Raw genomic sequence first — 25219 nt, 5'->3', positions numbered from 1 at the left:
GATAAAAAAGGCAGCTCATAGGCTGCCTTTTTTAGTTTATTCACGATCAATCTTAATCGGTTTAACATCCATTTCCTGATAAGAAATCAGCTTGGTTTTATATTTAAATTTATAAACCAACCAAATTACCAAGAACAATAAGATCCCAATATAGGTTGAAAGCACTGCAAGCCATTCACCATCCAGTACAGCTTGATAGTTTTGACCGAGTACCACAATTGCACAAAGTACAAAGGCGAACCACGGCGCAAATGGGAAGAATTTAGCTTTATAAGCGAGATCTTCAAGTTTATAGCCTTGGGCGATATAACCTTTACGGAAACGGTAATGAGAAACCGCAATACCGAGCCAAACAATAAAACCACACATGCCTGACATATTAAGTAGCCAGTTAAAGACTTCTTGTTCCCCAATAAATGTGGTGAGGAAGCAAAGGGCAGCAATAGCAGTCGTTGCATAAAGCGCATTCATTGGCACACCACGTGCATCTAAACGTCCAAAGACTTTAGGGGCGCTGCCTTTACGTGCCATATCAAACAACATACGTGTTGATGAATACATGCCTGAGTTACCTGCAGATAAAATCGCAGTTAAAATCACGGCATTCATTAAGCTCGCAGCAAAAGCAAAACCTGCTTTTTCATAGAGTAATGTAAATGGCGAAAGTGCGACGTTATCACTTGCAGCAGCTTGTAACAGACGTGGATCATCATAGCTAATCAGTGTACCAATAATGAAGATACACACGATATAGAACAATAAAATACGCCAGAAAATTTGCTTAATTGCAACAGGAATCGTTTTTTGTGGGTCTTTAGATTCACCTGCGGCAACGCCAACCATTTCGGTACCTTGGAAAGAGAATCCAGCAATCATCGCAACACCAATCAGCGCAGAAAGACCACCTACAAATGGTGCTTCGCCCTTTGTCCAGTTACCAAAAGCAGCTGTACCTGTACTGAGCATAATCTTCACAATCATAGCTAAGCCAATGATAATAAAGACTACAATTGCTAAAACTTTAACAAGAGAGAACACAAATTCTGATTCACCAAAGCCTTTTACAGTCAGGGCATTGATGGCAAATACAATTGCAAGGAATAGGGCACTCCAGTAGAAACCAGGAATATCTGGGAACCAAAATTTCATGATGAATTGGACTGCAACCAATTCAAACGCAACGGTAATTGCCCAGTTATACCAATAGTTCCAACCTAATGCGAAACCAAAACCGCCCTCGACATATTTACTACCATAAGTGAAAAATGCACCTGAAGTAGGGTTATGTGTCGCAAGCTCACCCAGACTCGTCATCAAGAAATAGATCATGACACCAATCAGTGCGTAAGCAAGTAAAGCACCACCGGGTCCTGCATTGGCAATCGTCGCACCTGAGGCAAGGAATAAACCTGTACCGATTGAACCGCCAATCGCGATCATATTGAGATGACGAGCACCAAGCTTACGCTGAAGTTGCGTGTTGTTTTGAGTTTCGCTCATCAAAATTCCTTAACATTTTTTTTGGTGCTCGCGAATAGCACCTTGAAGCCTTGTTGATCTGTCTTGACAGTACACTCACCAAAACTTTGTTCAACTAAAATCGGATAATTTAAGAAGCGATTCGCAACAATCCACAATTCACCACCAGACTTAAGATGACGGCGCGAAGTCTTACATAAGTTTTCGCTTGCATCGTAGTTGGTCTGGATACCTTGATGGAAGGGAGGGTTACTCACAATCGCATGTAAAAATAGTGGTGCATCTTCAATTCCCGAAACCGCTTTAATCTCAAGCTGTTCAGGAGTGAGCTGATTTTTCTCAAATGTCATTTGTGTCGATGCTAATGCAAAGGCATCGACATCTAGGGCAAAGATACGATTTGATGGATTAAGTTTAGCTAAATAAGCACTAATCACACCAGCACCACAGCCAAAGTCAGCAATTTTACCTGAGGTGACTTGGTTCAAATACGGCAAGAAGACGGCAGTGCCGACATCTAAACGATTTTGACTAAATACGCCAGGCAATGCACAAACGGTTAAATCACCTTTCGGTGTATTTACTGTATAAGTTTGTGCCCAATCGGCTAAGGCTTTGGCTTTGACAGCGCAGTCTAGAGTCAATTGCCAAAGTTGGCAATGTCGTGCACTGTCTAATTTGATGATTTTACCATAAGGCTGTAACTGTTTCGCAGCACGCTCAACACCACCTTTCTTTTCACCCACCAAGAACACATGGCAGCCTTGGCTTAATTTCACGGCTATATTATGAATGATATAGTTTAGTAATTCTTTAGACTTTGGTACAAAGATAATGGCCTGATCAAAGTCTTGGTCAGGCAAATCGACGCCAAAATGAACATCTGTGCCTTGATTTTGAAAATATTGAAACTCATTAAAGTTCCACGTCCAAAATGTTGGAACAATAGATGCATCAAGCTCACTACGTAATTCATCTGTAGGGGCATTAATGAGTAAGACACGACCCTTTAAATAGTCATGTTGTCTGAGCAGAACTTCGCTTTTAGCGTCCATGAAAAATTCTCTAAATAAAAAAACACCACCTAAGACATGCTTAAGCAGTGTTCTTTGGGTGTGACATTACTTCTTATTTTCAGGAAGTACGATATTTAAAATAAGGGCAGCAATACCACCTGTCGCAACACCTGAACTAAAGATATTACGGAATAATTCAGGCAGATGTTCCAAAATTTGTGGAACTTGTGCAACACCTAAACCGAGTGCCAATGAAATCGCAATAATCAGTAGGGCACGGCGGTCAAGTTGAATACCGGATAAAATATTAATACCCGAAGCCGCAACAGCACCAAACATGACCATAACAGCACCACCAAGTACTGCTTGTGGTACCGCTTGGATAATTCCTGCAACAGATGGCAACAAACCAAGAATCACAAGTAGTGCTGCAATCCAGATCCCCACATAACGACTTGCCACGCCTGTTAATTGAATGACGCCATTATTTTGCGCAAATACAGAACTTGGGAAAGTATTAAATAGACCTGCCAATAGTGAGTTCGCACCATTCACCAATACACCACCTTTAATACGTTTCATCCAAGCTGGACCATCGACAGGCTGGTTGGATAATTTAGAGGTCGCAGTAATATCACCAATCGCTTCTAAAGAAGTAACAAGGTAAATAAAGGCCATTGGAATGAATAAGCTCCAAGAGAAGCTTAAGCCAAAGTGCATAGGTGTTGGAATCTGAACGAATGGCGCATCTTTTAAACCATCAAAGTTTAAATGACCCATAAAGCCTGCAAGGATATAGCCCACCACTAGCGCAATTAAGATTGCTGAGCTTTTCACCCATGTAATACGAATGCGGTTGAGCAAAATAATCAGCGCAAGCACCGTACATGACATGATGAGGTTATCTGCATTGGCGAATGTTTTATCACTCATGGCTTGATAACCGCCACCCATACTGATCAAACCTTCTTTAATTAAGGTTAAACCAATCAGCAATACCACAATACCTGTTACAAGCGGAGTAATCAGTTTTTTCACCCATGGCAGAATGCGCGATACGCCCATCTCAATGAATGCACCGGCAATCACCACACCAAAAATTGACGCCATCACGGCTTCAACGGGTGTACCTGCTGCAACCATTGCTGAACCAATTCCGATAATAGGACCGATAAAGTTAAAGCTTGTGCCTTGGACAATCAGAAGACCTGCACCAAATGGTCCAACTTTCTTACATTGTAAAAATGTTGCAATCCCTGAGATCACCAATGACATGGATAAAATCATGTTGGTGTCTTCTTTTGAAACGCCTAAAGCAAGACAAATTAACAGTCCTGGCGTCACAATTGGAACAATAATGGCAAGTAAATGTTGAAAAGCTGCTAAAAAAGCGACCAACGGTTTTGGACGATCTTCAAGCCCATAGACTAAATCGAGTTGATCTTTGGCTTGAGGAGATTGATTAAAATCAGACATGTGTGCATGCAAGTTAAGGCTGGGTGGCGCTATTCTAATCTGTTTACACAGCATTACAAAACCAAAAGGCAGCATTTCTGAAAAAAAATCGATGTAGTGTGTAAACAGTCACTACAAAAGTTTTCTATTTTTCTGTATAATTTGCCCTCAAATTTAAAGCGTATCGAATTTACATGTCAGATATTAAAACTCTCCGTAACATTGCCATCATCGCGCACGTCGACCATGGTAAAACGACTCTTGTAGACAAACTTTTACAGCAATCAGGTGCTCTTGGCGATCGCGCAGGCGAGATCGAACGTGTCATGGATTCGGGCGCTATTGAAAGTGAACGTGGTATTACCATTCTTGCAAAAAACACTGCAATTAAATGGTTAGACAAACGTACTGATACTGAATACCGTATCAACATCGTGGACACCCCTGGACACGCCGACTTCGGTGGTGAAGTTGAACGTGTAATGTCGATGGTTGACTGTGTACTTCTTCTTGTCGATTCACAAGAAGGCCCAATGCCACAAACTCGTTTCGTAACGCAAAAAGCGTTCGCACGTGGTTTGAAACCAATCGTAATTATCAACAAAGTTGATAAACCAAACGCGCGTCCTGACTGGGTCATTGACCAAGTATTCGATTTGTTCGACAACCTTGGTGGTACTGATGAACAGTTAGACTTCCCAGTGGTTTATGCTTCTGGTCTACGTGGTGTTGCGGGTCCTTCTCCTGAAGAACTTGCTGACGACATGACTCCATTGTTCCAAACAATTGTAGACATCGTTGAACCACCAAAAGTTGACGTTGACGGTCCATTCCAAATGCAAGTGTCTTCACTTGACTATAACAGCTTCGTAGGTGTTATCGGTGTTGGTCGTATTCAACGTGGTTCTGTTAAATTAAATACACCTGTTACTGTTATCGACAAAGATGGCAAAACACGTAACGGTCGTATCTTAAAAATCATGGGTTACCATGGTCTAGAGCGTATTGATGTTGAATCTGCTTCTGCTGGTGACATCGTATGTGTAACTGGTATTGATGAACTTCATATCTCTGACACAATTTGTGATCCTAAAGCAGTTGAAGCATTACCTGCACTTTCTGTAGACGAACCGACTGTATCTATGACTTTCCAAGTCAACAACTCGCCGTTTGCTGGTAAAGAAGGTAAATTCGTAACTTCACGTAACATCCGTGAACGTCTTGACCGCGAATTGATTCACAACGTAGCACTTCGTGTTGAAGATACTGACAGTCCTGACCGTTTCAAAGTGTCTGGTCGTGGTGAACTTCACCTTTCAGTATTAATTGAAAACATGCGTCGTGAAGGTTTCGAAATGGGCGTATCACGTCCACAAGTAATCATCAAAGAAATTGATGGTGAAAAACAAGAACCTTATGAAAACGTTACATTTGACGTTGAAGAACAGCATCAAGGTGCTGTAATGGAACAAATGGGTCACCGTAAAGGCGAAATGACCAATATGGAAGTTGACGGTAAAGGCCGTATCCGTATTGAAGCAACTGTACCTTCACGTGGCTTGATTGGTTTCCGTTCTGAATTTCTGACTATGACTTCAGGTACTGGTATCATGACTTCAAGCTTCTCGCACTATGGCCCGATGAAGCAAGGTACTGTTGCTAAACGTCAAAATGGTGTGTTGATCTCTATGGTTCAAGGTACTTGCTTGGGCTATGCATTGTTCAGCTTGCAAGACCGTGGTCGTCTATTCGCTAAACCACAGTTAGAAGTTTATGAAGGTATGATCGTAGGTATTAACTCTCGTTCAGACGACATGACTGTTAACCCAACTAAAGCGAAACAATTAACAAACGTACGTGCTTCTGGTACTGATGATGCGTTGACTCTTGTTCCGAATATCGAGTTCACACTTGAGCAAGCGCTTGAATTCATCGAAGATGACGAACTAGTTGAAGTAACACCGAAGTCAATCCGTATCCGTAAACGTTACTTGACTGAAAACGAACGTAAACGTCACCGTAACGACTAATCTTTAGTTTATTCGGTTGAATAAGAAACCGTAATCTTTTCGAAGGTTACGGTTTTTTTATGGATGAAAGGTGATGCTCAAAGTTACTCAAATCTAGTAAATTAGATAAAAATGCTGGCAATGAAATAATGTATAATCCATCACAAAATTTCAAAACAAACATTGTGGAGTCTTTATGAGTATTATTCAGGAATTTAAAGAGTTTGCTGTCAAAGGCAATGTTATGGATTTGGCTATCGGTGTGATCATCGGTGGTGCTTTCGGTAAAATTATTGATTCAATGGTGAAAGACATCATCATGCCTTTAATCTCATGGATTTTAGGTGGTGAGGTTGATTATTCAAACTGGTTCTTAGTATTGGGCGATAATCCGAATAATGTACAAACACTCGCTGCGGCGCAAGAAGCGGGTCTTAATGTTTTTGCTTACGGTAGTTTCCTCACCGTATTAATTAACTTCTTGTTATTGGCATGGGTAGTCTTCTTGCTTGTTAAAGTGATGAATAAAATCCGTCGTGACAAAACTGTGGAAGAAGAAGCACCAGCTGCAACACCCGAAGATATCGAATTGCTTCGTGAAATTCGTGACGAATTAAAACGTAAAGGTTAATACCTTTATAAAAAACGGCGCTGCGTGCGCCGTTTTTTTATTGAATGCCTCTTGCGAAGCAGTGCTTCTCACCCTTTAAAAAGGGAGGAGAAGTCCTAATGCCAGTCAGTTAAGCAAAAAAAGTTAAAATACTGTAAAAAGAGCGTATGTAAATACGCTCTTTTTTTATGAATTTATCTCAGAATTTAGATTTAACATTAAAACAAACCCTACCTTCACTTTCACAATTCAGTGAATTGATTGATTTAAACTGGATTGAAGATTGCTTAAACCAAACAGGTAAAGCATCAATTCGAAAAAGAAAACTGCCTGCTGAACATGTTGTTTGGCTGGTAATCGGACTTGCTCTATTTCGAAATCAACCGATTTGGTATGTGGTTCAACAATTGCAACTTGTTTTCGGTACGGCAGAATACTGTGTACCGAGTGCATCCGTACAAGCAAGACAGCGCTTAGGCTTAGAGCCCATGAGTGCTTTATTTTCGACATTAAGTCAGGCATGGTTTAAAGACTCACAACAACAATATAGCAACTTTCACGGTCTATGCGTTTGTGCTGTAGATGGTGTGGTTTGGTCTATGCCTCATACAGAAGAAAACTTTAAGCACTTTGGTTCATCCAAAGGCAAAACAGCAGCTACCCCTTACCCACAAGTCAGAGCGACTTGCCTGGTGAATACCAATACACATGAAATGATTGATGCCCAAATTGGCAGTATGGATCAAGGTGAATTAACCTTAGCCAGTCAATTAAAAGCACCAGTTCGCAGTATTACCCTATTTGATCGTGCTTACTTCTCTGCTGATTTTTTAGTGAGTTGGCAATCTCAGGCAGAAGAGAGTCATTGGTTGATGCGAGCAAAGGACAACCTGCGTTATGAAGTGATTCATCATAATGCGGCCCATGACTTTCAGATCAAAATGCCTGTTTCAGCAAGAGCAAAAAAGATAAATCCGTCATTGGGTGACTATTGGGAAGCACGTTTAATTGAAGTTGAATATGCAGGAAAAATAAGACGTTACATTACATCATTAACAGATTCTGAAGTTTATCCATTCAAAGACCTTGCAATGCTTTATATCCAGCGTTGGGAAATAGAAATGTGTTATCGGGAAATTAAAAGTGATTTACAGGATGCAAGAATTTTAAGAAGCAAACAACCTGATTTGGTCTATCAAGAATTGTGGGGGGTATTTATTGCTTATAATATCTTAAGAAGACAGATGAGGTTTATCGCTGAACATGCAAAGGTGAGTCCTTTAAGGATCAGTTTCCATATTGCATCTATGAGTATTATCAATATCTTAAGGCACACACCTTTAGAATCAGCAGGAAATCTACCCAAACATTTAGCACAATTATTTGAACAATCTAAAATATTTGTATTACCTGAAAAAAGGCAAAGGCAATGTCCGCGAGTAGTGAAAATTAAAGCACAAAAATATCCAAGAAAATGCCAGTCAATTTCTTAACTGACTGGCATTAAGGAGAAGTCCCCCTTTTTTAAAGGGTGATTTAGGGGGATTAAAAATCCATCCGAAACTTCACTTCCACCAAGTGAAAACCAAACTGACTTTTTACAGGCCCATGTAAAACCCGTTCAGCGGCGGTAAAGACTAATTTATCGATGACGGGGACAAGTTGTCCTTTTTTCACTTCACCCAATTCACCGCCACGTTTGGCAGAATTACAGGTGGAATATTGTTTCGCAATTTTGGCGAAATCTGCACCTGATAAAATCTTCTTTTTCAGCTGTTCAGCAGTTTCTTTATCCTTAACGAGGATGTGACGAACAATTGCAGTTTTCATAATCATTTGCCTCGTACTTCCGCTAATTTAACCGATGCTTTAGGTTTCTTTAAAGGTTGGCATTCAGGGCAAAATACCGAAGCTCGCTGACCCAATTTGATATTTTGCAATGGTGTTTCGCAGTTCACACACATTTCCCCAGCGCGTCCATAAGCCAATAAAGTCTGTTGAAAATAACCATTCTCACCCATGGCATTGGTATAGTCGCGAAGGGTAGAGCCACCTAAATCGATCGCCTGTTTTAGGATTCGTTTGATCTCAATGACTAAAGCTTCAACTTGGCTAAAACTTAAATCTTTCGCAGGTTGAGCAGGGTGTATACCTAAATTAAATAAACTTTCCGTTGCATAGATGTTGCCTACACCAACAACGACATGGTTATCCATAATTGCAACTTTAGTGCCAACGTTTTTATTTTTCAGTTTTTCAAAGAGATAGTTCGCGGTAAAAGAGTCACTTAAAGGTTCAGGGCCTAAAGTATCTAATAATTTGCTTTGTGAATGCGCATCGAGCCACAAAATACAGCCAAAACGGCGCGGGTCGTGGTAGCGCAATTGAATATCTTCGAACTGAATAATCAAATGATCGTGTTTGCGTAATGGCTCATCCATTTCACACAGTCTAAAACTGCCAGACATACCTAAATGCCACAGCATCGAATCCTGTTCAAATTCAGCCAAAATATACTTCGAACGTCGGGTCAGTTTGACTAATTTTTGGTTTTTTAACTTGGCAATATCAGCGGGGATAGGCCAACGTAAACTTGACTGATGCACCGTCACATCCAACACTTTTTGATCTAAAAGTGGCAGAAGACTGGTTTTGGTGGTTTCGACTTCGGGTAATTCAGGCATATTTGTATAGAGCGTTAAAGATGATGCATATATTGGGTGAATTGAAGATGATTGCAAGCTTTTATGATGAGTAAGAGTCTGATGATGGTGTGGATAGAATAGAAATAAACTAAATTATGACTATTTTTTGAGGATATATCTAATTTTTAAATGTTTAAAAATATTTGAAAAACAGGGCCTTAAGTTTAGATTAATACATTGTATTGTTTTATTATAAAAAAAAGTTATCAAAAAGATAAAAATAAAGTCGCGAAAATATATGAAAAGTTATGTAATTTTGTCATCTAAATGTTACTCACTTCGGTGATTTCATAGCTCTCTCTGCATTTAGGTTTCTTATGAAAAATTTGAACATCGCTTTAATCGCTATCCTCGCTGGTATGACACAAGTTCATGCTGAATCTGCATTTGATCCAAACGGTAAATACCTATTTGGTGACTGGAATGGTAAACGTACTGAACTTGCGGACCAAGGGATTAAGTTTGAAGCGAATGTATTAGCGGATACCACTTACTTGGCAGAGGGTGGCCGTGATGAAGGGCAAGATCCTTTGACATCATCACAATTATGGTTAGGTACTCAGTTAGATATGGGTAAACTTGCGGGTTGGAATGATGTAACTGTTCGTGCAGTCATGACAGCGCGTCAAGGTCAAAGTACTACGGTACGTGACTTACAAGATAGCAGTGCACCGCAATTGGCGAATGTTCAGGGAACATTTGGTCGTGGTAACCAAGACAGCCGCTTAACTGAGCTTTCGATTGAAAAGAATTTCAAAGAACAAGGCATTAGTGTAAAAGCAGGTCGTTTAGGTCTAGGTATGGACTTTAACGTGATGGCATGTGACTTTGCCAGCACCGCATTTTGTGCAGCGCAAATGGGTAAATGGCAAGGCACAATTTGGATGAACACACCTGTAGCACAATGGGGTGGTCGTGTTAAATATCAAGCAACGCCAGAACTTGCTGCACAAGTCGGTGTATACGAATTCAATCCTGATAATGGTAATGCTAAAGCCGAAGGACAAGGTTGGAGTTTGGACACTGACAATGCTGATGGTGTAAGCATTCCTGTGGAATTGATTTGGACACCTAAACAAGCTGTAAATGGTTTACCGGGTAGTTACCGTATCGGTGGTATGTATAACACCGCGGATGATGTTAAGAACCAAAAAGATATCGCAACGGGTCAGCCTGAAGATCGTACCTTTGGTGGTTGGATTGCGGTTGAGCAACAGTTGACTTCTACGGGTTCAGGCCTTCAAGGCTTACACAGCTTTGCAAACTTTACTTGGCATGATCGAGTAACAACTAAAGTCGATAATTCGCAACAAGTTGGTGTGAAATACATTGGTCTCGTTGATAGCCATCCAAATGATATTTTAGGTTTGGCTGTAAACCGTGTTCATGTTAATGATCGTTTCATTGCTAGCCAAGAAACTAAAGAAAAGCCAAATTTTGCTTACAACGCAAGTGCTGAATATAACGTAGAATTAAACTATAGCTACAATGCAACATCATGGTTAATGTTACGTCCAAATGTTCAATATGTGATTAATCCAGGCTCTACAAATAACGTAGATAATGCGTTGGTATTAGGTTTAACAAGCCGAATTATCTTCTAATATTAGAGGAATAAGGTTATAAAAGAACAGGCTCTCGTAGCCTGTTTTTTATGCATGCGTATTATGGTTTGGCATCACAAGGATTATGTTTATGGCTCAGCTCTTTCAACCGATTCATTTTGCTTCATTAGAATTAAAGAACCGTATCGTGATTGCCCCGATGTGCCAATATTCGGCAAATACGGATGCTGAAGTGACGTATTGGCATGAGCAACAATGGGCAAATTATGCCTTGTCAGGTGCAGGCTTATGCATTGTTGAAGCCACGGCTGTGCAGCCCAATGGGCGAATTAGTGACGGAGATATTGGTCTTTGGAATGATCAACAAGCTACAAAAATAAAAGATTTATTAAATAAAATTCAGCATATTTCACCGATGCCGTTTGCAGTGCAGCTTGCACATGCGGGACGTAAAGCATCGGTGGATAAACCATGGACAGGTAAAGGGCAGATTGCACCTCACCAAGCGCGTGGCTGGCAGACAGTTGCACCGAGTGACATTGCTTTTCAATTATCAGATCATCCACCGCTTGCACTGTCTGAGCAAGAAATACAAACGCTCATTCAAGACTTCGCTGCCAGTGCAAAACGTGCTGTAGACGCTGGCTTTGCATTAATCGAAATCCATGCAGCGCATGGCTATTTACTCCATCAGTTTTTATCGCCGCTGTCGAATCATCGTCAAGACAATTATGGTGGTTGCTTAGAAAACCGTATGCGCCTAGTACTTGAAGTGGTACAAGCAATTAAAGCAGTTGTACCTGAAGGATATCCTGTGGGGGTGCGAATTTCAGCAACTGATTGGATGGATCAGGCGAATGGCTGGGATGTAGAATCTTCCATTCAGCTCGCGAAAGCGTTGGAACAACTGGATGTTGCTTATATTCATGTCTCTACAGCAGGTTTACATCCTGATCAAAATATTGCGATTGGACCGAATTACCAAGTACCACATGCCGCAGCTATTAAGAAAGTAGTTCAGACACCTGTAATTGCAGTAGGGCTAATTACTCAAGCACAGCAAGCTGAAGATATTTTAGTGAATGAACACGCGGACGCGATTGGTATTGCGCGTGCGATTCTATTTAACCCACGTTGGCCATGGTTAGCCGCTGCCGAGTTAGGCGAACAAATTGAAATTGCACCGCAATATTTACGCTGTCAGCCGCATGAATACAAAAAATTATTCACAGCATTCTCTGAATAAGCAGATTAAGGGATATTGTCCATCATGTTGAAATGGTGCATTGATTCATGCTGTTAAATATTTTATTTCCTATCTTTGCTGTGGTGGCTTTAGGTTATTTCTCTGCGAAAACGGGATTTATTCAAAGTGCTTTAATCACAGGCATGAGTCAATTTGTCATTAAAATTGCGTTGCCTGCTTTTTTATTACAGGCATTGGCTTCAAAAGATTTAGCACAAATTTGGCATCCAACGTATTTTTTAGCCTATGGTCTAGGCTCTTTACTGATTTATGCGATCGGGTTTTATCTATGCCGAGGATATTTTAAATCTTCTCTGACAGAATCGAGTGTGCTTGCGGTCGGTGGCTCGATGTCAAATACAGGGTTTATTGGTACTGCAGTGCTGACTTTGCTGATTGGTTCACATGCTGCGGTTTATTTATCCCTGACCTTGATTGTTGAAAATTTATTGATCGTGACTTTAATGATGATCTTGGCAGAAAGGGGATTACATCTGCGTCAGGATCATCATGGTCAGATGTTAAAAGATACGCTACTTCGGATTTGTAAGAATCCAGTCATTCTCTCAATTGTCCTTGGGATTGGCTGTGTATTGATGGGTATTAAACTACCAGATGTCGTCGCTCAAACTTTGAAAGGTATCGGTTTAACAGCATCGCCTTTGGCACTGTTTGTGATTGGTGCTAGTTTGATGGGGATGCAATTCAAGCAAATGAATCTGCAAGGGATAAGCTTGGTGCTGATTAAAGGCATTTTGATGCCGTTGGTAATATTTGGCAGCTTAAAACTGTTCGGTGCAGATCGTGAAACTTTATATGTGGGGACTTTAATTGCGGTATTGCCGATGCCAATTGTCTTTGGGATTTTCGCACAGTATTATGGTGTACAGGATAAAGCCTTACCCGCATTGGTCTTGAGTACAGTCTTTGGTTTTGTGATCACAAGTATTTGGTTAACCCAAGCGGTGCATTATCTATCCTAGAATGAGTTTAAAACAGCCATGAAAAAGCCCGATTATTCGGGCTTTTTTAATTTAGAGATTAGCTTTTCTTTTGTGTTGTTGCAGATTGAGCAGGTTTTTTCCCTTGTTCAGCAATCATTTTCTCAACAGTTTGTAGAGATTCTTTTGCCTGAGGTACATTGTTTTCTGCTAAAGCACCAAAGATTTTTTTCGCTTCTGGCAGGTTTTGTTCCACAATTTTACCATTCGCCAGCATATTACCCATTGCCATTAAAGCTGGGATATAACCTTGTTTTGCCAAATTTTGAATGCTTTCTAAGCCTGCTTTAATTGGCTTGTCATCTTTGAGCTTAAAGCCATTACTGATGTCATATAAGGCTTTAGCATGAATGGCTTGCTGATTGCCTGCTTTGATCAGTGGAGCTAAACGCTCTAAACCTTTTTTGTCAGATTCAGGTTTGTTCTCAGAGAACATCAATACGGCATAATCGATGGATGCATCCATTAAGCCATTTTTAGATGCTTTATCAAAAAGCTGTTTTGCTTTGTTGATGTCTTGAGTTAAACCAAGTGTACCTGCCGCATAGTTTTTGCCGAGAACATAGCTCGCAATTGGATAGCCTTTGTCAGATGCTTGTTGGTAAAGCTGAATAGCACGTTTCTCATCTTTCTTCGTGCCTTGACCTGTTTGTGTTAAATAGCCTAAGTTGTAAATGGCTTGTGCATTGCCTTTGTTTGCCAATGCTGAAAGGGCATTGTATGCGCCTTTAAAATTCTTTTGATTTACAAGTTGTTCAATTTTTGCAAATTCAGGATCGACCTTTTGCGTGCTAGCAGGCGCCGTATTTGCAAAGGTGAATTGAGTAGACACTGCAACTAACGCAGCAAGTAAGATTTTTTTCATGGTTCCTAAACCTATATTATTCAGCACCTAATTCCTTGGTGTTGTTTAAAGCAAAAATTCGTTGTTATTTGATTCTGGTCTTGAGTCAAATCTATAACCATCATAAAACGATTTTAAACTTTGTAAATATCGAATTTGTGTATAGATGAGATAGGTTAATGTCATATTGCTTGAGAAAACTTATGAATGGCTTTCTATCTTGATCAATCTTTGTTTTAATCGCTGCTCTCAAATTGGCAAGGAAATGACATCATGTTTATAAAAGGCATTAAACGTGCGTACGATCAAATCGCCAAAGATGACAGTATTGCAGATGAAGACAAATTTGATGCGTTGTTGATGCGTTTGGGTGAAAAGTTTTTAGTAAGTCATGAAGACCGAGTGTATATTTTTGAACATGAAGGCAAAACAGCCCGTATTGATGCCAAACATGCGCGTGCTTTTCATTTTAAAGACTATGTGATTAAAGATATGAATAAGTTATTCCATGACTTTAATCTTTAAATAAAAAAATCCTCCAGATAGGAGGATTTTTTACAATGGAAAAGGGGTGGATGGTCTACTCTTATTCAATAATTTAGAAGGATGTACAGATATATTTATTTTTTTGGCTATTTTTCTAAATCTTAAAAATAAGCAAAGCTCAATAATATTTATGCCAAAACCAAAACCTTGATGGTTAAAAAGACTCAACTGAGATGTGTCGGCTATTTTAAAGAAGAATCCAGTTGAGTTATGCATGCTGGAGAAATCAAAATACGGCATCAATGTGATTGTAAATTGAGGAATATGGAAAATAATCGGCGTTAAAATCGCAAAACTAAGGCTTAAGCTAATCCAATATAAGGCGACTAAACCTCGGGTATCTTGCTTCCAATACCAATACATCCCGACTAAAGCGATACCTGCCTGCACCATTAAACTGAGGCATGTGACATGTTCTAAAAAAGAAAGATACTCTTTGTATTCTAGATAATTGGGAACGAGTCTATACAATGCAATGCATGAGAATATGCCATAGTAAATTGCAATAAGATGATGATTCCAATCGAATGTTTGATTTTTCATATTATTGTTTTTATTTAACTTTTAGTTAAAAGCCAAAATACCTAAATACTTTGGCTTTTTCAAGCTCTGTTATTGTGGACGCGCTACATCACCACTTAAAGCTTCTGGCAGTTCAAGTACTGTCACATCAATGTCTGTTAGAGCTTCAGGTTTTGCTACCACAAGCGCTTTATAACCGCCGTCTACAGCAACACTATTGATGACTTGGACATTGTTATGTAACTGTTCACCCACTTGAGGTGCAGCAGTAGTGCCTGAAATGAGATGCAACCATGCTTTGGGTTGTGCTTTAAACCAAAGACGGGCAATCACTTCCTGACCCAAGTAACAGCCTTTGTCGTAGTGAATGCCATCACGTTGATGCATACGTAATTCTTGTGGTTGGAAGAGTTCTGCGCTTGCTGCTTGAATAAAAGCTTGACCTGATTCAATCGCAGTTAAAATCCATGCTTGAATATCTGTCGGCTCAGCGGTAAATATGGTTTGAATACCATTTGCAGTTGGGTATACAGAACCTGCTTCTTCAAGTTTCATTTTTGAAAATGCACCAAACTTTTTAATGTGTTTGGCAAAGTCTTCTGCTTGGTCAGCTACCGTGACAATTTCAAAACTTTCGCTGTTGATTTTGGTCAGCCATAAACCAAATACAATACGACCTTTTAAATTACAAATGCTGGTATAGCGGGTGGTGTTTTCCTCTAAACGTTCCACATGTAAGGTCACTTGTCCTTGTAAGAACTTTTGGGCATCAACACCGTTAAGAGTAAAAGAGGAGAAGGCTAAATCGCTCATAAATGACCTTTGCGTATACATTTTAAGACTAAAGAATAAGGCTAATTTTGCGCTATTTTTCAAAAAAAATCATATTTAGAGCATAAATTCTAAAACTAAAGCGCTGAAAATAGAGAAAAATGCTCAAAATATGTCTTAAGTTTATGAAAAATATAAGATTTGGGAAATGGGGTTTTGACAGTGTACTATGCCTGCATAAATAGGATGAAACATCCATAAAACACAAAGCTAGAACAAGTCACATCAGGCAGGAACGCTATGAATAACAACTACCGTAAACCATTGCAAGGTACTCAGCTTGAATACTATGACGTGCGTCAAGCCGTTGAAGATATTCAGCCAGGCGCTTATGCAAAACTTCCATATACCTCAAAAGTACTGGCAGAACAGTTGGTACGCCGTTGTGATCCTGCCATTTTAGAACAGTCTTTACGTCAGCTGATTGAACGTAAGCAAGAGCATGATTTTCCTTGGTATCCAGCGCGTGTGGTGTGTCATGACATCTTAGGTCAAACCGCATTGGTCGATTTGGCAGGATTACGTGATGCCATTGCAGAACAAGGTGGCGACCCATCTAAAGTCAATCCAGTCGTGCCGACACAACTGATTGTCGATCATTCATTGGCAGTGGAATATGGCGGTTTCGACCCCGATGCTTTTGAGAAGAACCGTGCGGTAGAAGACCGTCGAAATGAAGACCGATTCCACTTTATTGAATGGACCAAAACCGCCTTTGAAAATGTCGATGTGATTCCGGCAGGCAACGGCATTATGCATCAAATTAACTTAGAAAAAATGTCACCGGTGATTCAAAACCGTGATGGTGTGGCTTTCCCTGATACCTGTGTAGGTACAGATTCACACACGCCACATACCGATGCTTTGGGTGTGATTTCGATTGGTGTTGGTGGCTTAGAGGCTGAGAACGTGATGCTTGGTCGTGCATCTTGGATGCGTCTACCCGATATTATTGGTGTCGAGCTTGTAGGTCAGCGTCAAGCAGGGATTACCGCAACCGATATTGTGTTGGCATTAACCGAGTTTTTACGTAAAGAACGTGTGGTCGGTGCGTATTTAGAATTTTTTGGTGAAGGTGCAGACAGTATGTCGGTGGGGGATCGTGCCACGATTTCCAATATGACCCCTGAATATGGCGCAACGGCTGCGATGTTCTATATTGATCAAAACACCATTGATTATTTAACCCTGACCGGTCGTGAGCCTGAGCAAGTCAAACTGGTTGAAACCTATGCCAAAGAAATTGGTCTTTGGGCCTCAAGCATGAAGCAAGCGGAATATCCACGCGTGTTACGTTTCGATTTATCAACCGTAACCCGTAATATTGCAGGGCCATCGAATCCACATGCGCGTGTATCGACAAGTGATTTAAAAGAAAAAGGCATTGCAGGCGTGGTAGAAAATCGTACCGATGGTTTAATGCCTGATGGCGCAATCATCATCGCTGCCATTACCTCATGTACCAATACCTCAAACCCACGTAATACGGTTGCTGCGGGTTTGCTTGCTCGTAAAGCGAATGAACTCGGCTTAGTGCGTAAACCGTGGGTGAAATCATCTTTTGCACCGGGGTCTAAAGCAGCAGCGTTGTATTTGGAAGAAGCAGGCGTACTCAAAGATTTAGAACAGCTTGGTTTTGGTATTGTGGCGTATGCATGTACCACCTGTAACGGCATGTCGGGTGCGTTAGATCCAAAGATTCAGCAAGAAATCATCGACCGTGACCTATATGCCACAGCAGTACTTTCGGGTAACCGTAACTTCGATGGTCGTATTCATCCTTATGCAAAACAAGCCTTCTTGGCTTCTCCGCCATTGGTTGTGGCTTATGCGATTGCAGGGACGATTCGTTTTGACATTGAAAAAGATGCTTTGGGTACGGACAAAGACGGCAATCCAATTTACCTGAAAGATATTTGGCCATCCGATGAAGAAATTGATGCTTTGGTCAAAACTTCGGTAAAGCCTGAGCAGTTTAAGAAAGTTTATATTCCAATGTTTGATTTGGGTGAGGCTGAGAAAGCACCAAGTCCACTCTATGATTGGCGTCCGCAAAGTACCTATATCCGTCGTCCGCCATATTGGGAAGGAGCATTGGCAGCACCGCGTACTTTAGCCAATATGCGTCCACTGGCAATTTTGGGCGATAACATTACCACCGATCATTTATCACCATCAAATGCGATTGTATTGGATTCGGCTGCGGGTGAGTATTTGGCGAAAATGGGCTTGCCTGAGGAAGACTTTAACTCTTATGCAACACACCGTGGCGACCATTTAACGGCACAACGGGCAACGCTTGCCAACCCGAAACTGTTTAATGAAATGGTGGTGCGTTCTGACGGTACGATTAAGCAAGGGTCGAAAGCGCGTGTTGAGCCTGAAGGCGAAGTGATGCGTATGTGGGAAGCGATAGAAACCTATATGAACCGCAAACAGCCGCTCATCGTGATTGCAGGTAAAGACTACGGACAAGGTTCAAGTCGTGACTGGGCTGCTAAAGGTGTGCGCCTTGCAGGTGTGGAAGCGATTGTCGCGGAAGGTTTTGAGCGTATTCATCGTACCAATTTGGTCGGTATGGGCGTGTTGCCACTGGAGTTTAAAGCAGGCACAGATCGTAAGACTTTGAAGTTGGATGGTACGGAACTCTATAGCGTGATTGGCAATATTGCGCCACGTTCTGACCTGACTTTAGTCATTGAGCGTTCAACGACAGATGGTAAGAATGAGATTATCAAAGTGCCTGTGACCTGTCGTTTAGATACCGAAGAAGAAGTGTCTGTGTATGAAGCGGGTGGGGTGTTGCAACGTTTTGCGCAGGATTTCTTGGAGGGGAATGTTTAAGAATCTCCCCTGACCCCTCTTTTCTAAAGAGGGGAACTCCCTCCTTTTTTAAAGGAGGGTTGGTGAGGATTAAAGTGATTGAAATTGTTTAAAAAACGCTCTAATGTGAATTGGGGCGTTTTTATTTTAGGGAAAACAATTGGAAATTTATAAAGATATCAATAATGATTCGAATGTAACACATTACGATATTGGGGATACTTACATCAGAGTCAAATTTAATGGAACAGCGAAAATTTATACCTACAGTTATGCAGGAAAGTCGGGAAAATTTCACGTGGATAGAATGAAAATCTTAGCTACTTCAGGAGATGGACTAAATTCGTATATTAATCTAAATGTAAATATAAATACGATTAAGATATTGGGTAGTATTAATGTATTTTGCATATAATCACTATGATTTACTTGGGAAACTTGATGAAGCTTGTAAATGGTTTACGTCAATAGGTTTCGATTATTCTAGAACTAGGTATAAATTTTATGAAAAAAAATTAAAAGATATAGATAATTTTGTAGCTAATGAAAAATATGTTTTTGAACTTGAAAATGCTTATTTAGAAATGATTGATTTTTTAAAAATCTATAATAATTTAAAGCATATAAATATTGATAATTGGTCAAGACAAGCTAAATTTTTATTTAAAGGGCAGGAGTTTGCTGCTAGTAGTGATCAATCGCGTGATTTTCTTTTTGAACTGCTGATTGCCAGTAAATTTGTTTATGCAAAAGAATATAAGATTGAATTAAATACTGATTCTGATATTAAACGGCTTTGTTGCACAAAGATTTGAAATGCAAAGCGCCCCTAATTGAGCCAAATTTAAGGCGTAACTTGGGTAAGTGGTCGACCTAATTCCGTAAATCTGTTGAGGACTGCTACACGTGCATGAATTTCATTCACCTGACTAGGAAAGCTTCTTGCCATTAATTTATCGCCTAATAATTTGATGCAATGCATCTTGGTTTCCACCAAACTGCGGCGATGATAGCCTGACCATTTTTTCCATAATGTCCTGCCTAAACGTTTAACTGTTCGAAGTAATTCATTTCGCTCTAGCGAGCTACTTTTTGTATCTTTCCATGGTTTCGCATTTTTTCTAGGTGGAATCACCGCATGTGCTTGCCGATCTGCAATAACCTGACGGCATTGCTTGGTGTCATAAGCTCCATCGGTATAAACAGAGTCAATCTGCTCATCTTGTGGAATCTGATTAAGTAAATCACCAAGCACCTGTGAATCACTGACATTATTGGTTGTGAGCTGAATAGCGCGTATTTGTAGGGTTTTGGCATCTATACCAATATGTAGTTTACGCCATTGGCGACGATATTCAGCTCCATGTTTCTTGCGTTTCCATTCGCCCTCACCTAGAAACTTCATGCCTGTAGAGTCTACGAGTAGATGCAGCCCATCGCTACTTTTTTGGTAGCTGATTGCAATATCAATATGCTTTTGTCTTCTACAAAGCGTACTGTAATCTGGTGCGGTCCAATTTAATCCGCAAAGTTTAATCAGACTTTGCACAAAGCCAGTGACCATACGTAAAGATAGACGGAATAAGGATTTAATCATTAAGCAGCATTGGATGGCTGCGTCGGAGTAGGTTTGATTTCGCCCTTGTTTGCCTTTTGATGGCGCATACCATTGCGTAGCAGGATCAAACCAAATGGCAATATTTCCGCGACTCATGAGTGCTCGGTTATATGCGGGCCAATTGGTTGTGCGGTAGATTTTCTGTGTAGGCTTATTCATTTGGAAATTATATCGCTGAAAAAGCCTTTATAGATAGGTTTGTGCAACAAAGCCATATTAAACTAAAAAAAGGAAAAGATACTGTTTATGTTGAATGTAAGAGAATTAAAAGTCCCAGTTCAATTATAAAAAATATAAAAAAGCAGCTAAACAAATAGATAGTAAGGTTGATTCAATACATGATTTTGGATTGATATTTGTGGATATTACTGAAGTTATTAATGTCGGTAAGTTAATAGCTGAAACAAATCATAAGAATACAATGATACTTGTGAAAAAGGTCAATATCTTCTTGGGCGAATATTTTATGTCGGAATATGAAAATTTACTAAAATTAGATATTCTAAAAAATGTTTACGGAATTTTTTTCTATTGTCGCTGTTTTGGAGTTGTAACTGAACCACCAAATGAGGGATTTATGTATGTATCAAGTACAAAAATTTTCCCATTAAATAAAAAGTTAGAAGTAATTGTTCCGAAGTTGTTCAATCAAAATTTGTAAACTGAAGATTTAAAAGTAGTTTACAAATATATTTCGCCCAACTGCCACAATCCTATAACAAAAAGGACAATACCTTTAACAAATAGTGGGGCTATACTCGTTCGACCATTTCTAGAACACATGGAGAACAAAAATGGTAAATGCTGGCTCTAAACCGGGAACAGGTTTCTATTTTTGCGTTCAGTGCGGAAAACGCGCTTACTTAGAAATTGGTACGGATCGTTTACCACCGTGTACCAAATGCTTATGCAATCAATTTAAAAAATAAGATTACAAAAGCAAAAAATACTAAAACAGACACCCCCTGTTTTAACAAAAGCCCTATTACTCCATAGGGCTTTTTTGTTAGCTTATAGAAAGACAATAGACATATAAAAACAGGTAGACCACATGGAAACAATTTTAGGCTTATGTATCGGCATTGGACTGAGTGCCGCATGTGGTTTTCGTGTCTTTGTGCCATTACTTATTATGAGCCTTGCCTCGCTTGTTGGCTGGTTCGAACCGATGAAAGGCTTTGAATGGCTTGCCATGCCAAGTGTATGTTTAGCGTTAGGCATTGCAACCGTATGTGAAATTGCAGCCTATTATATTCCATGGGTAGATAATGCCTTAGACACCATTGCTACACCTGCAGCGATGGTCGCAGGCACACTCACCACTATGGCAGTCAGCTCAGGGGAAATGTCACAGTTTGCCAGTTGGGCAGCGGCGATTATTGTCGGCGGCGGAACAGCAGGCGCAGTGCAGATGAGTACCGTGGCGGTACGAGGGCTTTCTACAGCAACCACAGGTGGTGTGGCAAATCCTGTATTTTCAACAGGTGAATGGATCAGCGCCGTCATCCTTTCCGTATTATCGTTTTTAGTGCCTGTATTGGTGGTCATTGTCGGGATTATTGCAATGATTTGGATCGTGCGTTGGATTAAACAAAAGAAACAGCAAAGACTTGATCACACTGCTTCATAATCAATATAGATGATGCACTATCCACTTATAAAAGCTCAATTCATTGATAGATAGAGCTAGATAGGAGAAAGATATGATGAAGCAGCATCTCAAATCATTCACTATAGCGATGATATTCGGTATCTGTACGCCAAATCTCATGGCACAAACTCAAATATCGGCTGAACAATTACAGCTTAAAAAAGACAGTAAAACCTTCAAAGCCTTTATTCCTAAAGGCTATACACTCTTTTCAGTCACCCGTAGTGATTTAAATAAAGACCATATTCAAGATGCTGTATTAATTGTCAAAGCCACGAAACCACAAGGCATCGTGCAAGAAAATGGCAAAACCTATGACCGCAATCGACGGGGCATCGTAGTCTTGCTCGGGCAAAAGGCAACAAACAAATATCAGTTACTGACTCAAAACTTAACGGCTATGAGTTCCGATCAGGAAAATGGTGGCGTGTACTTTCCACCTGAACTTATTCCTGAGATTAAGCAGGGCGTGCTGCATTTAAATTATCAACATGGTCGCTATGGCTATCAGGTCTTTAAATTCCAAACGGTCGCTAACGATATGCGTTTAATTGGTTATGATCGCTCGGAAAATTATGGTCCCACTGTGCAAACTTATATCAGTATTAATTTTCTAACCGCTAAAAAATTGGTGAAAGACAATCTTAATAAACATGATGTCGAACAGCCTGAACGCTTTAAAGAGACATGGAGCAAGATTCAGTACGCACCGATTTATTTGTCTAAAGTTAAAGACTTTGATGCATTAAACTTTTTAGATTAAAACAAAACTTGGCTTAGATTTTGCAATTTTAGGGTAGGGGGAGCAGGTGCTCATCCATATCAAGAAAATGAACCATATGAGTGCATTACCATGCCTCAAAAATCGGGAGATTTCATATGACCACCCTAGAACATGCACCTGAAAAAAGCAAAGTAGACCGCACTGCACATTTCTATTCAGCATGGCCGATGATTTTAGCGCTATTTGGTGGCGCGATTGGTCTGACCTATGGCGTGCTGGCTTATATCATCAATTTAAAAATTTACGGCTCTGAACTTACCAAACTGAATAAAATTTTGGCTAACCTAATGTGTGGAATGACTGCCATTAGTGGATGGTGGTTCACAGCACAGTGGCTACAACGCATGATGTAAGCATAAGATGAGACCCAAAAAATGCAGACAAAATATTCTTAAAAAGAACCTAAACTAGGGATAAAAACGCAATTAAGAGGGTGGTTTGAATATTTTTTTTATTAAATGATAATTTCTTGGGATTAATTTTCAAAAAATAGAAAAATTAAGAAAACATCGGAAATTAATCCCACTGCATTTTAGCTACTATAAATCTCAAGGGTGTGATGGGATCGAAAAGAGTAGTATGCTGTCAGCGGCGCAAAACGCGAGTGCAGTACGAACCCAAAAGGTCTCGATTCGGCTTAGGACGCTATAGATCAAAAGTTTATAGGCTATAAGGTCAAGTCTTACCAAGCTTGTCAGTTGAAGTAAACCATCAAGAGTTTTCCCAGACCCTCAAAACTTCATAACAATTCAAAATAAAAATATCTTCTTCTTTATTTTCACCACACATTTTTCTTCAAACCTATTATTAACAACACATTGTTGTTGAGATTATCTATATATTCCACATATTTCGTGCAGAGCAAAGCGCAATTCTCGCTGTAATGTATAAGCTGAATAATTGATCAAAAAATAAAACTAATTATTTGAAATACATCATAAAAAATAATTTTTAAAAATGATGATAATCAAAAGGTTATTCAGAAATTAAATGATGGTTGTTATTTGAGCAATGTTAAGATGAATTGAACTGGCCATAGAGGAGTCATGTTATGAAATTCGCATTGGAGATCAATTATCCTCATCATAAAAGCATTGATGATGCCGAACAATTAGGCGAGTTTGAAGCTGTTGAGATCTTAAAAAAGTTCAATACGATGAATTGGAAACAATTACAAATATTACAATTACAGATGCAAGGTTCAGATGTGCTGTTTACAGTGACCAATACAGAAACGGAGCACAGCTTACAGATCAAATTAAATGCACTCTCACCGACACATCAACTTGAGTTTTCAGCAGACACAGACATTGAAATTGAAGTAGAAACCCATAATTTATTCGGGTTATTGAAAATGAAACGCACAGATTACGTGGCATTCGAGCACATGAGTTTGCAAAGCACACAAAATTGCCTCACGGCTTTTTTAAACCATGATATTCAAAGTATGATCAATGAATACCAAGCAGGGCATGCCACACATTTTGCAGCGACCTCACGTGCTTAAAATTATGCCTTTGCCAAAAATAGAAAGCGTACATTGACAGTCTAGCGTGACATTGTTATTTTGCGCTTTTTCTCCCATATTGTCATTTTCATGCCACTTAACGACAACTTCGTCTATGCTCCACCGCAAGACCCACTGAATATTTTGTATCAGGATGATGACATTATCATTATTGATAAACCTGCTGGATTACTTTCTGTCCCAGGGCGTCTACCTGAGCATCATGACAGTGCTTATCTACGTGTGGTTGAGCAGTTCCCCACGGCGAAAATTACCCATCGTTTAGATATGGCAACGTCGGGCATTTTGATGTTTGCCAAGCATCGTGATGCAGAAGTGGCAATCAGTAAAATGTTTCAGGCAAGAACGGTGTCTAAACGCTATGAAGCTTTGGTTCAAGGGCATTTGAGTGGATCTGGATGTGTGGATGTTCCGCTGATTACAGATTGGGAAAATCGTCCACGTCAAATGGTGCATTTTGAGTTGGGTAAGCCTTCACAAACTTTATATGAAGCTGTCCATTATGATGCCAACCAAGATATGACGCGCGTCGTGCTCACCCCAATTACCGGACGTTCACATCAACTGCGCGTTCACATGATGCATCTCGGCCATCCGATTACTGGTGACGAAATTTATCATCCTGCACCGACTCAAAGCCCACTCAAGCGTTTGGCATTACATGCATGCTATTTGGCATTTCATCATCCCATTACTCAGCAACCTATGCAGATCGAGTCATCAGTACCTTTTTAAAAGCTGAAAAGCTCGATTGACCAAAATTATGTTACAGCTTATTTCGTTATATGAATGAAATAAGCAATTTTTTGCGTCAAAAAATCTACATAATTCAGAATGGATAAATAGGAGTTTTAATTCAGTATTAAGCTAAAAAAGCTGGGCCGAACAGCTTTGAAGCATCCTCAGGAGTTGCAATGGTCAACTAAACTATTTCAATTTAAAATGTAATTTTTAAAGATTATATCTCTTATATTCTTTGAATATTA

The 25219-nt window shown here is 39.9% G+C and carries 26 protein-coding genes; 17 read left to right on the top strand and 9 right to left on the bottom strand.

Annotation, left to right across the window (positions count from 1 at the left end; translation table 11 throughout):
* Positions 1-36: 36 nt before the first annotated feature.
* The 3 genes from A3K93_RS09535 to A3K93_RS09525 all read right to left on the bottom strand — a co-directional run bounded on the left by A3K93_RS09535 (position 37) and on the right by A3K93_RS09525 (position 3971).
* On the bottom strand, positions 37-1500 hold the full coding sequence (locus A3K93_RS09535; RefSeq protein WP_067731030.1) for an amino acid permease: 1464 nt from the start codon (positions 1498-1500) through the stop codon (positions 37-39).
* Positions 1500-2534, bottom strand: a complete 1035-nt coding sequence (locus A3K93_RS09530) for a methyltransferase (protein ID WP_067731029.1) — start codon at positions 2532-2534, stop codon at positions 1500-1502. Before A3K93_RS09530 ends, A3K93_RS09535 begins: the two co-directional genes overlap by 1 nt.
* Before the next feature lie 66 nt (positions 2535-2600).
* Positions 2601-3971, bottom strand: coding sequence for a uracil-xanthine permease family protein (locus A3K93_RS09525; protein ID WP_067731028.1), 1371 nt, complete (start codon positions 3969-3971; stop codon positions 2601-2603).
* A gap of 173 nt (positions 3972-4144) precedes the next feature.
* Here A3K93_RS09525 and typA point away from each other — a divergent pair, with 173 nt between their 5' ends.
* The 3 genes from typA to A3K93_RS09510 all read left to right on the top strand — a co-directional run bounded on the left by typA (position 4145) and on the right by A3K93_RS09510 (position 8062).
* A complete protein-coding gene (gene typA / locus A3K93_RS09520; protein ID WP_067731027.1) occupies positions 4145-5980 on the top strand; it encodes a translational GTPase TypA in 1836 nt (611 codons plus the stop codon).
* 175 nt (positions 5981-6155) lie between these two features.
* Complete coding sequence (mscL, locus tag A3K93_RS09515; RefSeq protein ID WP_067731026.1) at positions 6156-6590, top strand: large conductance mechanosensitive channel protein MscL; 435 nt, start codon at positions 6156-6158, stop codon at positions 6588-6590.
* Between the two features lie 167 nt (positions 6591-6757).
* On the top strand, positions 6758-8062 hold the full coding sequence (locus A3K93_RS09510; RefSeq protein WP_067728078.1) for an IS4 family transposase: 1305 nt from the start codon (positions 6758-6760) through the stop codon (positions 8060-8062).
* A 52-nt stretch (positions 8063-8114) separates the two neighbouring features.
* On the opposite strand, the gene A3K93_RS09505 is transcribed toward A3K93_RS09510, so the two are convergent.
* Both A3K93_RS09505 and mutM read right to left on the bottom strand, forming a co-directional pair.
* Positions 8115-8399: a peptidylprolyl isomerase gene (locus tag A3K93_RS09505; RefSeq protein ID WP_067731719.1), complete on the bottom strand. Its 285-nt coding sequence runs from the start codon at positions 8397-8399 to the stop codon at positions 8115-8117.
* 2 nt (positions 8400-8401) lie between these two features.
* The gene (gene mutM, locus A3K93_RS09500; protein WP_067731025.1) at positions 8402-9253 is read right to left on the bottom strand and encodes a bifunctional DNA-formamidopyrimidine glycosylase/DNA-(apurinic or apyrimidinic site) lyase; all 852 of its coding nucleotides are present in this window, start codon (positions 9251-9253) and stop codon (positions 8402-8404) included.
* A 338-nt stretch (positions 9254-9591) separates the two neighbouring features.
* Between mutM and A3K93_RS09495 the strand changes: the two genes are divergently transcribed.
* The 3 genes from A3K93_RS09495 to A3K93_RS09485 all read left to right on the top strand — a co-directional run bounded on the left by A3K93_RS09495 (position 9592) and on the right by A3K93_RS09485 (position 13068).
* Positions 9592-10878, top strand: coding sequence for a carbohydrate porin (locus tag A3K93_RS09495; RefSeq protein WP_067731024.1), 1287 nt, complete (start codon positions 9592-9594; stop codon positions 10876-10878).
* A gap of 91 nt (positions 10879-10969) precedes the next feature.
* Positions 10970-12085: an NADH:flavin oxidoreductase/NADH oxidase gene (locus tag A3K93_RS09490; RefSeq protein WP_067731023.1), complete on the top strand. Its 1116-nt coding sequence runs from the start codon at positions 10970-10972 to the stop codon at positions 12083-12085.
* A gap of 47 nt (positions 12086-12132) precedes the next feature.
* Positions 12133-13068 carry an AEC family transporter gene (locus A3K93_RS09485; protein ID WP_067731022.1) on the top strand — a complete coding sequence of 312 codons (936 nt, stop codon included), beginning with the start codon at positions 12133-12135 and terminating at the stop codon, positions 13066-13068.
* A gap of 58 nt (positions 13069-13126) precedes the next feature.
* On the opposite strand, the gene A3K93_RS09480 is transcribed toward A3K93_RS09485, so the two are convergent.
* The gene (locus tag A3K93_RS09480; protein ID WP_067731021.1) at positions 13127-13951 is read right to left on the bottom strand and encodes a tetratricopeptide repeat protein; all 825 of its coding nucleotides are present in this window, start codon (positions 13949-13951) and stop codon (positions 13127-13129) included.
* Between the two features lie 252 nt (positions 13952-14203).
* Between A3K93_RS09480 and A3K93_RS09475 the strand changes: the two genes are divergently transcribed.
* Positions 14204-14455: a hypothetical protein gene (locus A3K93_RS09475; RefSeq protein ID WP_067731020.1), complete on the top strand. Its 252-nt coding sequence runs from the start codon at positions 14204-14206 to the stop codon at positions 14453-14455.
* Between the two features lie 30 nt (positions 14456-14485).
* Here A3K93_RS09475 and A3K93_RS09470 read toward each other — a convergent pair whose 3' ends face one another.
* Both A3K93_RS09470 and ygfZ read right to left on the bottom strand, forming a co-directional pair.
* Positions 14486-15019: a hypothetical protein gene (locus tag A3K93_RS09470; RefSeq protein WP_067731019.1), complete on the bottom strand. Its 534-nt coding sequence runs from the start codon at positions 15017-15019 to the stop codon at positions 14486-14488.
* 69 nt (positions 15020-15088) lie between these two features.
* A complete protein-coding gene (ygfZ, locus tag A3K93_RS09465) occupies positions 15089-15811 on the bottom strand; it encodes a CAF17-like 4Fe-4S cluster assembly/insertion protein YgfZ (protein ID WP_067731018.1) in 723 nt (240 codons plus the stop codon).
* A gap of 258 nt (positions 15812-16069) precedes the next feature.
* On the opposite strand from ygfZ, the gene acnD reads away from it, so the two are divergent.
* The 3 genes from acnD to A3K93_RS14920 all read left to right on the top strand — a co-directional run bounded on the left by acnD (position 16070) and on the right by A3K93_RS14920 (position 19467).
* Complete coding sequence (gene acnD, locus A3K93_RS09460; protein ID WP_067731017.1) at positions 16070-18673, top strand: Fe/S-dependent 2-methylisocitrate dehydratase AcnD; 2604 nt, start codon at positions 16070-16072, stop codon at positions 18671-18673.
* Positions 18674-18812: 139 nt separating this feature from the next.
* On the top strand, positions 18813-19067 hold the full coding sequence (locus A3K93_RS15075; protein ID WP_067731016.1) for a hypothetical protein: 255 nt from the start codon (positions 18813-18815) through the stop codon (positions 19065-19067).
* Complete coding sequence (locus A3K93_RS14920) at positions 19051-19467, top strand: hypothetical protein (RefSeq protein WP_067731015.1); 417 nt, start codon at positions 19051-19053, stop codon at positions 19465-19467. Before A3K93_RS15075 ends, A3K93_RS14920 begins: the two co-directional genes overlap by 17 nt.
* A 29-nt stretch (positions 19468-19496) precedes the next feature.
* Here A3K93_RS14920 and A3K93_RS09445 read toward each other — a convergent pair whose 3' ends face one another.
* Positions 19497-20429, bottom strand: coding sequence for an IS5-like element IS17 family transposase (locus A3K93_RS09445; protein WP_081408502.1), 933 nt, complete (start codon positions 20427-20429; stop codon positions 19497-19499).
* Between the two features lie 199 nt (positions 20430-20628).
* Between A3K93_RS09445 and A3K93_RS09440 the strand changes: the two genes are divergently transcribed.
* The 7 genes from A3K93_RS09440 (at position 20629) to A3K93_RS09415 (ending at position 24968) form a co-directional block, all read left to right on the top strand.
* Positions 20629-20931: a hypothetical protein gene (locus tag A3K93_RS09440; RefSeq protein ID WP_067731014.1), complete on the top strand. Its 303-nt coding sequence runs from the start codon at positions 20629-20631 to the stop codon at positions 20929-20931.
* Positions 20932-21064: 133 nt separating this feature from the next.
* Positions 21065-21199, top strand: coding sequence for a zinc ribbon-containing protein (locus A3K93_RS15070; RefSeq protein WP_227509865.1), 135 nt, complete (start codon positions 21065-21067; stop codon positions 21197-21199).
* A gap of 122 nt (positions 21200-21321) precedes the next feature.
* Positions 21322-21900, top strand: coding sequence for a DUF4126 domain-containing protein (locus A3K93_RS09435; RefSeq protein WP_067731013.1), 579 nt, complete (start codon positions 21322-21324; stop codon positions 21898-21900).
* A gap of 73 nt (positions 21901-21973) precedes the next feature.
* A complete protein-coding gene (locus A3K93_RS09430) occupies positions 21974-22684 on the top strand; it encodes a hypothetical protein (RefSeq protein WP_067731012.1) in 711 nt (236 codons plus the stop codon).
* 116 nt (positions 22685-22800) lie between these two features.
* Positions 22801-23058 carry a hypothetical protein gene (locus A3K93_RS09425; protein ID WP_067731011.1) on the top strand — a complete coding sequence of 86 codons (258 nt, stop codon included), beginning with the start codon at positions 22801-22803 and terminating at the stop codon, positions 23056-23058.
* 698 nt (positions 23059-23756) lie between these two features.
* A complete protein-coding gene (locus tag A3K93_RS09420; RefSeq protein ID WP_067731010.1) occupies positions 23757-24212 on the top strand; it encodes a hypothetical protein in 456 nt (151 codons plus the stop codon).
* 90 nt (positions 24213-24302) lie between these two features.
* Positions 24303-24968, top strand: coding sequence for a pseudouridine synthase (locus A3K93_RS09415; RefSeq protein ID WP_067731009.1), 666 nt, complete (start codon positions 24303-24305; stop codon positions 24966-24968).
* Positions 24969-25219 lie beyond the last annotated feature (251 nt).

This window comes from Acinetobacter sp. NCu2D-2, assembly GCF_001647675.1.
GTDB lineage: Bacteria > Pseudomonadota > Gammaproteobacteria > Pseudomonadales > Moraxellaceae > Acinetobacter.
This window is presented reverse-complemented; position numbering and strand designations above follow the sequence as displayed.